The organism is Flavobacterium sp. SM2513 (assembly GCF_050908145.1).
In the GTDB taxonomy this organism is placed as follows: Bacteria; Bacteroidota; Bacteroidia; order Flavobacteriales; family Flavobacteriaceae; genus Flavobacterium.
Map to the genome: position 1 here is coordinate 958,611 of NZ_CP194228.1, position 13,296 is coordinate 971,906.

Genomic DNA, 13,296 nt, shown 5'->3' on the forward strand with positions numbered 1-13,296 from the left:
GGTTCTAAAATAACAAATTTTTAAAATAATACTTACATAAGAATCTAATGTATAAGAATTTTATGTATGTTTGTAATTCTAAAAGAGGGTGTTTTCAGTCTCAAAAAAAGGAACAATGAAAAATTCACAATTATATAAAGGAAGTCTAAACACGATTATCATGAAGCTTCTTGAAGAAAAAGGCAGAATGTATGGCTATGAAATTACGCAAAAAGTGAAGGAAATGACCAAAGGCGAACTGAACATTACTGAAGGGGCTTTGTATCCGGCTTTGCATAAATTAGAAGCTGAAGGTTTGCTGGAAGTGGAAGTTGAAAAAGTAGATAATCGCTTACGCAAATATTACAAACTTACAGAGAAAGGAACAACTGAAACTGTGAATCGACTCGCAGAATTGGAAGATTTTATTAAGAATATGCAAACCATTGTTAATCCTAAATTGAGTTATTGAGATGAAATTAAATCAATTACAAATTAATAAAATCGATAAAATTCTTGAAGAATCAGGTATAGTGTATATTGATTACAAATTTGAAATTCTAGACCACATAGCGACAGAAATAGAAAAATTGATGGAGGATACTTTTGTAAATTTTGACGAAGCCTTACTAACAATCTTAAAGAAATGGAGTCCACAATTTAAAAAATCAGCGGATTTGAATTTCGGATTAATTTGGATTTTACCAGAAATTCTAAAGCGAAAAGCAAAGAGATTATACTGGAAAAAAATGCTTCAATTATTAGCAGCTACAATAATTTTTACGCCAATTCTTCTTTTGTTTAAAGACAACTTTTCAGAAAATTTAATTTTAATTAAGTACTCAATTTGGGCTATAATTCTTATTCAATTTATTGGTTACATTGTTATTAAAATTAGTAAAAGTGAAACCACCTTTGGATTTTTATATAAACAACAATTTTTGGCATTTCTCGCAATGTATTTTATTTCGTTATATACTTTAAACTCTAACAACCATGTCTTTGAAAGACCTATTGAGAGTGTTTTCCCTGTTTTTTATATGATTTCATTTCTGGCACTTGCTCCAATTTCAAATTTCAAATTTTTGAAAGAACATTTTAGTCAATTAAAGAGAAATAGTAAATTTATTTAAAATGAAACTAAACGAAGCTCAAATAGAAAAACTCTACCTTTTTACACGCCAACATTTTGTAGAATATTATGACTTGCAAACCGAATTAGTCGACCATTTGGCAAATGCAATTGAAGCCCAATGGCAACTTTTTCCCACCCGAACTTTTGACGAAGCGTTGCAAATAGAATTCCAGAAGTTCGGTGTTTTTGGCTTTATGGACGTTGTAGAAAAAAGACAATCCGCTTTGAATAAAAAGTATGGAAAAATTGTTTGGAGCCATTTCAAAAATTTCTTCCGATTCCCTCAAATTATGGGTACTTTTTCGGTAGTTGGAATTTTGTTCTTTATTCTAAAAATGAGTTTATATTCAAATATATTTTTTATTAGTTTAGTCGTTATTCTTTTAGTTCTTTTCTTCGTCGAACTCTTCAGAAACGCACGGAAACTAAAGAAAAACAATGAGGAAACGGGTAAAAAGTGGCTGTTCAAAGAAATTCTTGCGGGTTACGGTCAAGGTTCGGCTTTTTTGTATATTCCTTTACAATTCGTCCTTCATTTTAAAGGCGATTTAAGTAATAATTACATTTTGCTTTTCGCAAGTCTTTTCATCGTTTCTTTAGCATTAGGTCAATATATCATCTTGGTTATTATTCCCAATAAAGCCGAAGTGTACTTGAAAGAAACCTACCCTGAATATCAATTTGTCGATTAATTTGTAACAAATCTCCCTTTTCGGTTACCAATGTAGTAACCATAAATCAAAAACTATGTTTAAAAAATTCCTCTACCTCGAATGGAAAGCTTTTTTTCGATCGGCTTCCTTTGCAAAAAATTTGGCACTCAAGATTGTGATGGTTCTTGGAGCCGTATATTTCGCTGTAATGTTTGTCGGATTAGGAGTTTTAGCTTATTATGGATTAGAAGATAAATTTCCAGATCCGTTAATTGTTATTAATAAATACTTGATTTATTATTTTATTTTCGATTTAGTTGTTCGATTGTTACTGCAAAAAATCCCAGTGATGAACATTCGTCCTTTGTTGACGTTACCAATAAAATCAGCAACGATTGTCAATTTTTCACTTGGAAAAACATATTTATCGTTCTTCAATTTTGTACACGCATTTTTATTCCTTCCCTTTTCGATTGTTTTATTGATAAATGGCTATGATGTTTTGAGTGTAATTTTGTGGCTTTTATCAATCATATTTTTATTTTATATCAATAATTTCCTAAATATTTTATTGAATAATAAGGACAAGTTGTTCATTCTTTTCTTTATTGTCATTTTTGCTTTGGGAGCTTCACAATACTATGAAATATTTGATGTCACACTTTACACGGGTCCATTTTTCCAAGGTTTATTTGACACAAAATGGATGGTTGCTTTACCTTTAATGGTTTTAGTAGTGCTCTATTTCACTACGTTTAATTATTTAAAAAGCAATCTGTATTTAGATGCAGGTTTGGCTTCAAAACACGATGTTGCAAAAACCGAAAATTTAGTTTGGTTGAACCAATTTGGAGTTATGGGAACTTTCCTTAAGAACGACATTAAACTAATAAAGAGAAACAAGCGGTCTAAAACAACTATTCTTATGAGTGTTTTATTCTTGTTCTACGGTTTTCTGTTTTTTAGCGGAGGAATAGAATCTTATGATAATCCAGCGATGCACATGTTTGCCGGAGTCTTTGTTTCAGGTGGTTTTCTTATCACTTTTGGTCAATTTGTACCCAGTTGGGACAGTTCGTATTATGCTTTGATGATGACTCAAAATATTTCTTACCGTGAATATTTAAATTCTAAATGGTGGTTAATGGTTGTTGCAACAATTGTTACTGCAGTCGTAGCATCATTCTACTTGTATTTTGGAATACATATTTATCTAATGATTCTTGTAGGTGCGGTTTACAATATTGGTGTCAATTCACTTTTAGTACTTTTAGGAGGTGCTTATACCAAAACGCCTATTGATTTAACTTCTGCAAAAGGAGCATTTGGAGATAAAAAAGCATTCAATGTAAAAACATTGTTAATTTCAATTCCACAACTAGCTGGACCCATGGCATTTTATGCACTTGGACATTATTTGATAAGTCCAAATGCAGGATTGCTATTTGTAGCACTTGCGGGAATTCTGGGATTAGCATTCAAAAACAAAGCGTTCGATTTGATTGTCAAAATTTACAAAAATGAAAAATACGCAACCTTAGAATCCTACAAACAAAAAAGCGCATAACCTAAAATAAACCAAACCATGATACAAGTAAACAACCTTTCAAAAACATATAACGGAACTACCGTACTTAAAATAGATAATTTAGAAATCCCTAAAGGCGAAAGTTTCGGTTTAGTAGGAAATAACGGTGCTGGAAAAACCACTTTTTTCAGTTTACTATTAGATTTGATTCAGCCGAGTTCGGGCGAAATTATAAATAATGGTGTTCAAGTCAATACCAGTGAAGCTTGGAAACCTTTTACCGCTTCTTTCGTAGATGAAAGTTTCCTTATTGGTTACTTAACTCCCGAAGAATATTTTTATTTCATCGGAGATTTAAGAGGTCAAAATAAAGCAGATATTGACGCTTTATTGGTAAAACATACTGAGTTTTTCAACGGTGAAATTCTAAACAACAAAAAATATTTACGGGATTTATCAAAAGGGAATCAGAAAAAAGTAGGAATCATTGCTACTTTAATTGGAAATCCTGAAGTTGTAATTTTAGATGAGCCGTTTGCTAATTTAGACCCAACAACTCAATTCAGATTAAAGAAAATCATCAAGGAATTAGCCGAAGACCCAAATGTTACTGTTTTAGTTTCTAGTCACGATTTGATGCATACGGTGGAAGTTTCTAACAGAATTGTGGCAATGCACAAAGGTGAAATTGTAAAAGACATTAAAACTTCAGCTGAAACTTTAAAGGAATTAGAAGAGTTTTTCGCAGTTTAATTTAAAATCATTTAATTTTTTTTACCGCAAATCAGCAAATTTATAAAGTTTTAAACTAGATAAATTTGCGAATTTGTGGTTATTTTATTCTATTTTAGAATATTTTTCCAATCCTTTTTTCAAAAAACAGCTCCTAATTTTTCGACATAACAAAAAGAAACGTATTTTTACCCGTTAATATACTAAAATTGACTTTTGAAAGTTTTAAATATAAAACGTTTTACATTGAAAAACAGCCTTATTAAGTTACTTCTCTTTTCTGGAGTTTTTGCCATTTTGTTTGCATGTTCTACCCAAAAGGACCGCTTTATAAATCGAAAATTCCAAGCATTAAATACCAAATACAATGTTTTGTATAATGGCCATATTGCTTTAGACAAAGGAATCGAAGATTTAAAAACACAATACAACGACGATTTTTGGGACATCCTTCCGGTTGAACGGATGGTAGTTTCTAAAGAAAATAGTTTACCCGGAAACAAGACAAAAAACGCAAACTTTGAGCGTGCCGAAGAAAAAGCGACGAAAGCGATACAGAAGCGTTCGATGAATATTGACGGAAAAGAGGTAAATCCACAAATGGATGAAGCTCATCTTTTGCTAGGTAAAGCCCGGTATTATGATTTAAGATTCGTTCCCGCGTTGGAAGCCTTCAATTATGTGTTATACAAATACCCCGAAAGTGATAGAATTTATGAAGTAAAAATTTGGCGTGAAAAAACGAATATGCGGATGGAAAATGATGCATTGGCAGTTATCAACCTACGAAAACTGTTGCGTGAAATTAAATTCAAAGACCAAATTTTTGCAGACGCAAATGCAACTTTAGCACAAGCATTTTTGAACTTAGAAGAAAAAGATAGTGCTTTAGTAAAGTTGAAAATCGCCACAGAATTCACCAAATCTAAAGAAGAAAAAGCCCGTTATACCTTTATTTCCGGACAATTGTTGAGCGAAATGAATCAAAAAGACAGTGCATTTGTCGCTTTTCAATCCGTTATTGATATGAAGCGAAAATCACCAAGACGGTATATAATTCAAGCGCATTTACAACAGGCAAAACAGTTTGATGCAACAAAAGGCGATACGATTGCTTTTTTAGAAAAGTACAACGATTTATTGGAAGACCGAGAAAACCGTCCGTATTTGGATTTTATAAATCATCAAATGGCGCTTTTTTATGACAAACAAGACAATCATAAAATGGCATCGAAATACTACAATGCTTCTTTGAAAAAAAGAATGCAAGACCAGTATTTAATTGCTTCAAACTACCGAAATTTAGCCACCTTGAATTTTGATGATGCGAAATATCCTACGGCAGGAAAATACTACGACAGTACTTTGACGGTTTTGAATGCACGTTCGCGTGAACATAAAAACATTCAGAAAAAACGTGACAATCTTGTTGATGTAATTAAATATGAGGCAATTGCAACAGCAAATGACAGTGTATTGAATCTTTTGGGTATGTCGAAAGAAGCTCAAACGGCTTATTTTGAAAAACACATCGCTAAATTAAAGGTAGAAGATAAAAAAGCGGCGGAAATTTTAGAAAAACAAAAGGAGAAGGAAGACATGAAAGTTAGTCAGTCCTATCTAGATAATGATAGTCCGAATATGAGTAGTAAATCAATGAATCCTCCTGGTGCTGATTTTGGTCCAAAAAGTACGGAATCCTTTTATTTTTACAATCCATCAACTGTTTCTTATGGAAAAAATGAATTCAGAAAGAAATGGGGCAAAAGAAATTTAGGGGATAATTGGCGTTGGTCTCAAGGTGCAAAATCAAACGACAACGAAATTGACAAAGAGGGTGAAGACGCAGTTGCGGTAGATGCAAAAGTTGAGGAAGCTGAAAACACGATAGAACCGAGATATACTGTGGAATTTTACACGTCACAATTACCTACAAAACAAGAGGAGATTGATGTGTTGATAAAAGACCGAAATTTCGCGTATTATCAATTGGGTGTTATTTATAAGGAAAAATTCAAGGAATATGAATTGGCCTCTGATAAATTAGAAAAATTACTTGACCATAATCCTGAAGAGCGATTGATTTTACCGTCGATGTATAATTTGTTTAAAATTTATGAAATCATCAATCCTGCAAAAGCGTTGGGGATGAAACAACAAATTTTAGCTAAATACCCAGATTCTCGTTATGCTCAAATTATGAGTAATGAAGGTTTGAATGCAGAACAATTGAGCCAAACCCCTGAAGCGAAATACGAGGGTTTGTATAAAAAATACCAGAAAAATACGAATGTTGCACTTTTGGATGAGGTTGAAGCTGCAGTAGATTTGTATACAGGAGACGAAATTGTTTCGAAGTTTGAATTGCTTAAAGCGAATATTGTTGGAAAACTAAAAGGTGTAGAGGAATATAAAATAGCACTTAATTTTGTGGCATTGAATTATCCAAATAGTGACGAAGGTAAATCAGCAGAAAGTTTGTTAAGCAAAAATATTCCGTATTTTCAGAAATTGAAATTTGACGGTGAAAAAGCAACTTCTTGGAAACTTATTTACGAAATCACCGATACGATTAGTACTAATAATAAAATTCTGATTGATAAAATCAAAAAATTCACTACTGAGCGAACTTCGGAATCTTTAGCATATTCAGTAGATACGTATTATATGAATGAGATTTTGCTTGTGGTTCATGGAATTCCATCGGAAGAAAAAGCGAAAGATATTGTGACTATTTTGAAAGACTATAAGGATTTTAAAATTAAGGAACCGGTGATTATTGCTTCAACTGAAAATTATAAAGTCATTCAAATTCAGAAGAATTTAGAAACTTATATAAAAAGCCAATCTGAAGTAAAAAACGAAGTAAAGCCCGAAAGTAAAGTAGAAGTTAAAACGGAGGAAGTGAAGCCGGAAGTTAAAAAAGAAGTTACACAACCGGATAAGGAATCAGGGAGAATCCAGCCAGTTGAAGAAACGAATGAAGTTGTACGTCCAACAAAAAGACCATAAATGAAAGAAAAAGCACCCAAAGCTTATACAGACCTTTTAGGAAAAACCAACCGAATTGTGGAAGGAACTGAAATTACTGGTGATATTATTTCGCAAGCTGATTTTCGTTTGGATGGTCAGTTAAAAGGGAATTTTACTACGACAGGAAAAATTGTTATTGGACCAACAGGAAGTATTAAAGGAAACGTCATTTGCAAAAATGCAGATATTGAAGGAAAATTTGATGGTATTTTGAAAGTGGAAGAAATTTTGAATGTCAAATCTAAAGCATCAATAAGCGGGGAGGTAACTTGCGGAAAATTATCAGTTCAACCTGGTGCTGATTTCAGTGCCTCTTGTGTGATGCAACAAAGTGCTAAAAAACCAACATCCAATGGAAAATAATGATTCCAAAAAACAGCGGAATAAATGGATTGCATTGATAAATATACCAATTCAAATGGGTGTAATTATATTTGTATTTGCTTATGCTGGACAATGGCTTGACGATAAATATCCAAATCCAAGCATTGCTTATACCAAGGTAATTACGCTTGTAGGTGTATTTTTAGCATTGTATAATGTCTACAGGCAAGTAAATGAATTGGGAAAAACTGAAGATAAGTAAATGAAAGTTCAAATTCTAAAGACTGTCATTACTACAATTTTACTGGCCTTGGTATTGTTTTTTGGCAATATAGTGTTCTTGGAAAATAGTAATTATAAGTCAAGTTTTGAATTATATCAAATTTCATTAAAATATATCTATTTAATTTTGACGTTATTTTCGGTTGTGATTTTAACCACATTAATAATTGTCAATCAAAAAAACAAGGATGTTGTAGGAATGACCTTTATGTTAACCACAACTTTTAAAGCGATACTCTGTTATGTTATATTCTCAAAAATTATAACCTCAGATAATGAAAATACTTTAGAGAGAATTAACTTTTTCGTAGTTTTTGTTCTATTTTTGATAATTGAGACGTTAATTACAATACGATTGTTGAATAAAAAGCAGTAAACAGTCTATAAATATGCAAATGCATTTAAAAAATAGATGTAATCTATTTGTAATATTAATAATAAATGTACCTTTGCACCAAATTTTAGAAACCTTAAAATTTAAGTAAAATAAAGTTATGCTGATTTCAAAAAAGCCTATCCATTTTATCGTTGCATTATTAGTCGCATTTATGCCATTAATTTCACATGCAAATCCTTCAATTGACTCAACGGCTGTTGAAGCAAATTCTGTTGTACATTCAGATGAAGCTTCACACGATGAAGGTCATGCTAAACCAACAGATATTAAATCGCAAATAAACGCATTCAAGAATCACCACGTTTTGGATTCGCATGACATGACGTTTTTTTCTGATTATGAAGAAGGTAAGCATTACGGATTTTCGTTACCTATTATATTGTGGGACAATGGAGTTCAGTTTTTCTCTTCTTCTAAATTCAATCATGGTGAATCTGTAGCAGAATCCAATGGAAATTACTACGTCATCAACCATCATGATGGAAAAATTTACAAAACAGACGTTTCTGGAACAATTACAGAAGACGAAAAAACGGGATTTCCAGCAAATGAAAGACCTTTAGATTTTTCTATAACTAAAAACGTTATGTTTATTATAGCAATCTCGTTTTTAATGTTTTTCTTATTTACATCGTTAGCAAGATCATACGCTAAAAATGGAAGTATCGCAAAAGGACCGGGAAGAATTTTTGAACCACTTGTAATGTTTATTCGCGATGATATCGCTATTCCTAATATTGGAGTTAAAAACTACAAAAGATACATGAGCTTTTTATTGACCGTATTCTTTTTTATCTTGTTTTTAAATTTAATTGGATTAACACCACTTGGAGCAAACGTTACAGGAAATTTGACCATTACTTTTGCTTTGGCATTTATCACATTCCTAATTACAAATTTAAGTGCTAATAAAAATTATTGGGGTCACATTTTTTGGATGCCAGGTGTACCTAAATTAATGCGAATTGTTTTGGCACCAATAGAATTGTTAGGGGTATTTATCAAGCCATTTTCATTAATGATACGTTTGTATGCAAATATTTTTGCAGGTCACATTGTATTAATGAGTATTATTGGTTTAATTTTTATCTTTAAAAGCTGGATAGGAAGTTCGTTATCTTTCGGATTATCATTTATACTTGCTATTCTAGAAATTTTAGTTGCTTTTCTTCAAGCGTATATTTTCACAATGTTAGCGGCACTATATTTTGGTTCTGCAAGTGAAGAGCACCATCATGAAGAACAGCACGTTTAATAAGAATGTTTAATTTTTAATATATATATTATGCAAATTCCAACTATTGTAGGAGCCGGATTAATTGTTATTGGAGCAGGTTTAGGTATTGGTAAAATTGGTGGTTCAGCAATGGACGCTATTGCACGTCAGCCAGAAGCTTCGGGAAAAATCCAAACAGCTATGCTTATTGCAGCAGCTCTTATTGAAGGTATTGGTTTCGCTGCGTTATTCGCATCTTAATTAAGACAAAAAACAATAGTTGCAACGGTTGGTTGTAACTATTGTTTTAATTATTACAACAAAAGTTAAAAAACATATATAATGGATAAATTAATACATCAGTTTGAATTCGGATTGTTCTTTTGGCAAATAATAATATTTGTTGGATTGATTCTATTATTGAAAAAATTCGCTTGGAAACCTATTCTTGATGCAGTAAATGATAGAGAAGAAGGAATCAAAAGCGCATTGCTTTCTGCAGAAAATGCAAAAAGAGAAATGCAAAATCTTACAGCAGATAATGAAAAATTATTAGCTGAAGCAAGAGCTGAACGCGACTTAATGTTGAAGGAAGCTCGTGAAATGAGAGAAAAAATGATTGCAGATTCTAAAACAGATGCACAAGCGGAAGGCGCTCGAATGATTGAGCAAGCTAAAACAGCTATTCAAGCTGAAAAGAATGCTGCAATGTCAGAATTGAAAGCACAAGTTTCTACTTTATCATTAGAAATTGCTGAAAAATTATTGAAAACAGAATTGTCTAACAAAGATTCTCAAAAACAATTAGTTGAGAAAATGTTAGGTGACGTTACCTTAAACTAATACTATGGCAAGTACAAGAGCAGCTATCAGATACGCCAAAGCAATTCTGGAAATCGCCCAAGAAAAAGGAACATCTCAAGAAGTTGGAACAGATATGCTACTTATTGCATCTACAATCCAAAGTAATGAAGAGTTGAGTAACTTTGTTGAAAGTCCTATTATAGGTGCTGAAAATAAAGAAGCGGCATTATTAGAAGTTTTTGCTTCTAGTGACGCTACAACTAAATCCTTATTCCATTTATTAGCAGTTAATAAAAGATTTGGAATTTTGGAAACGATTGCACTTGAGTATAAAAAATTATTGGACGAAGTGAATAATGTTGAAATTGCAGAAGTAATCACAGCATTTCCATTAACTTATGATTTGGAAGCTAAAGTATTGGCAAAAGTGAAAGAATTTACAACTAAAACCGTGACGCTACAAAATACTGTAGATGAATCCATTATTGGAGGTTTTATTTTAAGAATAGGCGACAAGCAATTTAACGCTTCAGTTGCCAACAGTTTACACGTTTTAAAAAGAGAATTAAGTAACTAGTTATTTATAATAATTATGGCGGATATTAAACCTGCTGAAATTTCAGCAATATTAAAAAAGCAAGTAGAAGGTTTTGAATCGGGTGCAACACTTGAAGAAGTGGGTACAGTTCTAAATGTTGGAGATGGTATCGCTCGTATTTACGGGTTATCAAATGTTCAATATGGTGAATTAGTTGAATTCGATAATGGTCTTGAAGCAATCGTTTTGAACCTTGAAGAAGATAACGTTGGTGTGGTACTTTTAGGACCATCAACGGGTATCAAAGAAGGATCAACTGCAAAAAGAACACAACGTATTGCTTCGCTTAAAGTTGGTGAAGAAATGGTAGGACGTGTAGTAAACACTCTTGGTTTTCCAATTGATGGAAAAGGACCAATTGGTGGAACATTATACGAAATGCCGTTAGAAAGAAAAGCTCCTGGAGTTATCTTCCGTCAGCCCGTTACTGAACCTTTGCAAACCGGTATTAAAGCTGTTGATGCCATGATTCCAGTAGGACGTGGACAAAGAGAGCTTGTAATTGGTGACCGTCAAACAGGTAAATCAACTGTTTGTATCGATACCATTTTGAATCAAAAAGAATTTTATGATGCAGGTCAACCTGTATTCTGTATATATGTTGCCATTGGGCAAAAAGCTTCAACTGTAGCAGGAATTGCTAACATGTTAGAAGAAAAAGGTGCAATGGCTTACACAGTTATTGTTGCTGCAAATGCTTCTGACCCAGCTCCGATGCAAGTATATGCTCCAATGGCAGGTGCTGCAATTGGTGAATACTTCAGAGATTCTGGTCGTCCAGCTTTGATTGTTTATGATGATTTATCTAAACAAGCGGTTGCTTACCGTGAGGTTTCTCTTTTATTAAGAAGACCACCGGGACGTGAAGCGTATCCTGGAGACGTTTTCTACTTACACTCTCGTTTGCTAGAAAGAGCTTGTAAAGTAATCGCGAATGACGAGATTGCAAGAAACATGAATGACTTACCAGATTCAATTAAAGGAATCGTTAAAGGTGGTGGTTCATTAACAGCTTTGCCAATTATCGAAACACAAGCGGGTGACGTTTCTGCCTATATTCCTACAAACGTAATTTCGATTACAGATGGACAGATTTTCCTTGATGGAGATTTGTTTAACTCTGGAGTTCGTCCGGCGATTAACGTAGGTATTTCTGTATCTCGTGTTGGAGGTAACGCTCAAATTAAATCAATGAAAAAAGTAGCAGGTACTTTGAAATTGGATCAAGCACAATACCGTGAATTGGAAGCGTTTGCTAAATTCGGTTCTGATCTTGACGCCGTTACATTGAATGTTATTGAAAAAGGAAAAAGAAACGTTGAAATCTTGAAGCAAGGTTTGAATGACCCTTATACCGTGGAAGATCAGGTTGCAATTATCTATGCAGGCTCTAAAAACTTGTTGAGAAATGTTCCTGTAAATAAAGTAAAGGAATTTGAAAGAGATTTCTTAGAATACTTGAATAACAAACACAGAGATACGTTAGATGCTTTGAAAGCAGGAAAATTAGATGACAAGATTACTGGTGTTATCGAAAACGTAGCGAAAGAAGTTTCAGCGAAATATAATTAATAAAGTATATTGTATAAAGTAAATTGTATAATGCAAGTCGCAAATACAGTATACTTTATACAATTTTTTACAATATACATTTTTAAAAGATGGCAAATTTAAAGGAAATCCGTAATAGAATTACCTCCGTTTCATCAACAATGCAGATTACTTCTGCGATGAAAATGGTTTCTGCAGCAAAGCTAAAAAAAGCACAAGATGCGATTACAGCAATGCGGCCTTATGCCGAGAAGTTAACCGAACTATTACAGAATCTTTCCTCTTCTCTTGAAGGAGATGTTGGTGGTGAGTACACTACACAACGCGAAATAAACAGTGTATTATTAGTAGCTGTGACTTCAAATAGAGGTTTGTGTGGTGCTTTTAATTCTAACATAATTAAAGCAGTCAAAAGTAGAACAGAATTTTACGCAGGTAAAAATGTAGCTGTTTATGCAATTGGTAAAAAAGGGAACGACGTTTTAACTAAAACATGTACCATCACAAATAATGAAAGTCATATTTTTGACGATTTGACTTTTGATAACGTAGCAACAATTGCAGAAGATTTGACTCAAAAGTTCCTTTCAGGAAAATACGATAGAATTGAATTGGTGTACAACCAGTTTAAAAATGCAGCCACTCAAATTGTAATGACTGAGCAATTTTTGCCATTAGCACCAATAGTAACTGCTAATGTAGCATCTACAAATGTTGATTATATCTATGAGCCACAAAAAGAAGAAATTCTTTTGACGTTGATTCCTAAATCGTTGAAAACACAGTTGTACAAAGGAATCAGAGATTCTTTCGCTTCAGAACACGGAGCTCGTATGACGGCAATGCACAAGGCGACAGATAATGCAACAGAATTGAGAAATCAATTGAAATTGACTTACAATAAAGCACGTCAAGCAGCAATTACAAATGAAATTTTAGAGATTGTTGGTGGTGCGGAAGCATTAGCAGGATAATATTCTATAAAAATATATTTTCAAAAGGAGTTGAGTAATCAACTCTTTTTTTTGTTTTATAAATTCTTTGTTGTTAGTTTTCTACGTTTT

General features: G+C 32.9%; 15 protein-coding genes. All 15 read left to right on the forward strand.

Annotation, left to right across the window (positions count from 1 at the left end; all coding sequences use genetic code 11):
* The first annotated feature begins 115 nt into the window (after positions 1-115).
* The 15 genes from ACQ5J2_RS03785 to atpG all read left to right on the forward strand — a co-directional run bounded on the left by ACQ5J2_RS03785 (position 116) and on the right by atpG (position 13,206).
* Positions 116-451 carry a PadR family transcriptional regulator gene (locus tag ACQ5J2_RS03785; protein ID WP_432672403.1) on the forward strand — a complete coding sequence of 112 codons (336 nt, stop codon included), beginning with the start codon at positions 116-118 and terminating at the stop codon, positions 449-451.
* Position 452: 1 nt separating this feature from the next.
* Positions 453-1,112 carry a hypothetical protein gene (locus ACQ5J2_RS03790; protein WP_432672404.1) on the forward strand — a complete coding sequence of 220 codons (660 nt, stop codon included), beginning with the start codon at positions 453-455 and terminating at the stop codon, positions 1,110-1,112.
* A 1-nt stretch (position 1,113) separates the two neighbouring features.
* Positions 1,114-1,806, forward strand: a complete 693-nt coding sequence (locus ACQ5J2_RS03795; RefSeq protein WP_432672405.1) for a hypothetical protein — start codon at positions 1,114-1,116, stop codon at positions 1,804-1,806.
* Positions 1,807-1,861: 55 nt separating this feature from the next.
* Positions 1,862-3,334: a DUF5687 family protein gene (locus tag ACQ5J2_RS03800; RefSeq protein ID WP_432672406.1), complete on the forward strand. Its 1,473-nt coding sequence runs from the start codon at positions 1,862-1,864 to the stop codon at positions 3,332-3,334.
* A gap of 18 nt (positions 3,335-3,352) precedes the next feature.
* Complete coding sequence (locus tag ACQ5J2_RS03805) at positions 3,353-4,048, forward strand: ABC transporter ATP-binding protein (protein ID WP_432672407.1); 696 nt, start codon at positions 3,353-3,355, stop codon at positions 4,046-4,048.
* A 225-nt stretch (positions 4,049-4,273) separates the two neighbouring features.
* A complete protein-coding gene (locus ACQ5J2_RS03810; RefSeq protein ID WP_432672408.1) occupies positions 4,274-7,039 on the forward strand; it encodes a tetratricopeptide repeat protein in 2,766 nt (921 codons plus the stop codon).
* The gene (locus tag ACQ5J2_RS03815) at positions 7,040-7,423 is read left to right on the forward strand and encodes a bactofilin family protein (protein WP_432672409.1); all 384 of its coding nucleotides are present in this window, start codon (positions 7,040-7,042) and stop codon (positions 7,421-7,423) included.
* Positions 7,413-7,646, forward strand: coding sequence for an AtpZ/AtpI family protein (locus ACQ5J2_RS03820; protein ID WP_432672410.1), 234 nt, complete (start codon positions 7,413-7,415; stop codon positions 7,644-7,646). Before ACQ5J2_RS03815 ends, ACQ5J2_RS03820 begins: the two co-directional genes overlap by 11 nt.
* Positions 7,647-8,042: a DUF6168 family protein gene (locus tag ACQ5J2_RS03825; RefSeq protein ID WP_432672411.1), complete on the forward strand. Its 396-nt coding sequence runs from the start codon at positions 7,647-7,649 to the stop codon at positions 8,040-8,042.
* Positions 8,043-8,160: 118 nt separating this feature from the next.
* Positions 8,161-9,318: a F0F1 ATP synthase subunit A gene (gene atpB, locus ACQ5J2_RS03830; RefSeq protein ID WP_432672412.1), complete on the forward strand. Its 1,158-nt coding sequence runs from the start codon at positions 8,161-8,163 to the stop codon at positions 9,316-9,318.
* 30 nt (positions 9,319-9,348) lie between these two features.
* Positions 9,349-9,540 carry an ATP synthase F0 subunit C gene (gene atpE / locus ACQ5J2_RS03835; RefSeq protein WP_078212011.1) on the forward strand — a complete coding sequence of 64 codons (192 nt, stop codon included), beginning with the start codon at positions 9,349-9,351 and terminating at the stop codon, positions 9,538-9,540.
* An 81-nt stretch (positions 9,541-9,621) separates the two neighbouring features.
* Complete coding sequence (locus tag ACQ5J2_RS03840) at positions 9,622-10,122, forward strand: F0F1 ATP synthase subunit B (protein WP_432672413.1); 501 nt, start codon at positions 9,622-9,624, stop codon at positions 10,120-10,122.
* A 4-nt stretch (positions 10,123-10,126) separates the two neighbouring features.
* A complete protein-coding gene (atpH, locus tag ACQ5J2_RS03845; protein ID WP_432672414.1) occupies positions 10,127-10,660 on the forward strand; it encodes an ATP synthase F1 subunit delta in 534 nt (177 codons plus the stop codon).
* Between the two features lie 15 nt (positions 10,661-10,675).
* A complete protein-coding gene (gene atpA, locus ACQ5J2_RS03850) occupies positions 10,676-12,253 on the forward strand; it encodes a F0F1 ATP synthase subunit alpha (RefSeq protein ID WP_432672415.1) in 1,578 nt (525 codons plus the stop codon).
* Positions 12,254-12,342: 89 nt separating this feature from the next.
* Positions 12,343-13,206, forward strand: a complete 864-nt coding sequence (gene atpG, locus ACQ5J2_RS03855) for an ATP synthase F1 subunit gamma (RefSeq protein ID WP_432672416.1) — start codon at positions 12,343-12,345, stop codon at positions 13,204-13,206.
* Positions 13,207-13,296: the final 90 nt, after the last annotated feature.

What these genes read in the sequence shown, in the direction of transcription:
- atpH (WP_432672414.1), top strand. Translation starts at nt 10,127, where the DNA reads ATGGCAAGTACAAGAGCAGCTATCAGATACGCCAAAGCAATTCTGGAA.
- atpE (WP_078212011.1), top strand. Translation starts at nt 9,349, where the DNA reads ATGCAAATTCCAACTATTGTAGGAGCCGGATTAATTGTTATTGGAGCA.
- ACQ5J2_RS03785 (WP_432672403.1), top strand. Translation starts at nt 116, where the DNA reads ATGAAAAATTCACAATTATATAAAGGAAGTCTAAACACGATTATCATG.
- atpG (WP_432672416.1), top strand. Translation starts at nt 12,343, where the DNA reads ATGGCAAATTTAAAGGAAATCCGTAATAGAATTACCTCCGTTTCATCA.
- ACQ5J2_RS03805 (WP_432672407.1), top strand. Translation starts at nt 3,353, where the DNA reads ATGATACAAGTAAACAACCTTTCAAAAACATATAACGGAACTACCGTA.
- ACQ5J2_RS03825 (WP_432672411.1), top strand. Translation starts at nt 7,647, where the DNA reads ATGAAAGTTCAAATTCTAAAGACTGTCATTACTACAATTTTACTGGCC.
- ACQ5J2_RS03790 (WP_432672404.1), top strand. Translation starts at nt 453, where the DNA reads ATGAAATTAAATCAATTACAAATTAATAAAATCGATAAAATTCTTGAA.
- atpB (WP_432672412.1), top strand. Translation starts at nt 8,161, where the DNA reads ATGCTGATTTCAAAAAAGCCTATCCATTTTATCGTTGCATTATTAGTC.
- ACQ5J2_RS03840 (WP_432672413.1), top strand. Translation starts at nt 9,622, where the DNA reads ATGGATAAATTAATACATCAGTTTGAATTCGGATTGTTCTTTTGGCAA.
- ACQ5J2_RS03815 (WP_432672409.1), top strand. Translation starts at nt 7,040, where the DNA reads ATGAAAGAAAAAGCACCCAAAGCTTATACAGACCTTTTAGGAAAAACC.
- ACQ5J2_RS03795 (WP_432672405.1), top strand. Translation starts at nt 1,114, where the DNA reads ATGAAACTAAACGAAGCTCAAATAGAAAAACTCTACCTTTTTACACGC.
- atpA (WP_432672415.1), top strand. Translation starts at nt 10,676, where the DNA reads ATGGCGGATATTAAACCTGCTGAAATTTCAGCAATATTAAAAAAGCAA.
- ACQ5J2_RS03820 (WP_432672410.1), top strand. Translation starts at nt 7,413, where the DNA reads ATGGAAAATAATGATTCCAAAAAACAGCGGAATAAATGGATTGCATTG.
- ACQ5J2_RS03800 (WP_432672406.1), top strand. Translation starts at nt 1,862, where the DNA reads ATGTTTAAAAAATTCCTCTACCTCGAATGGAAAGCTTTTTTTCGATCG.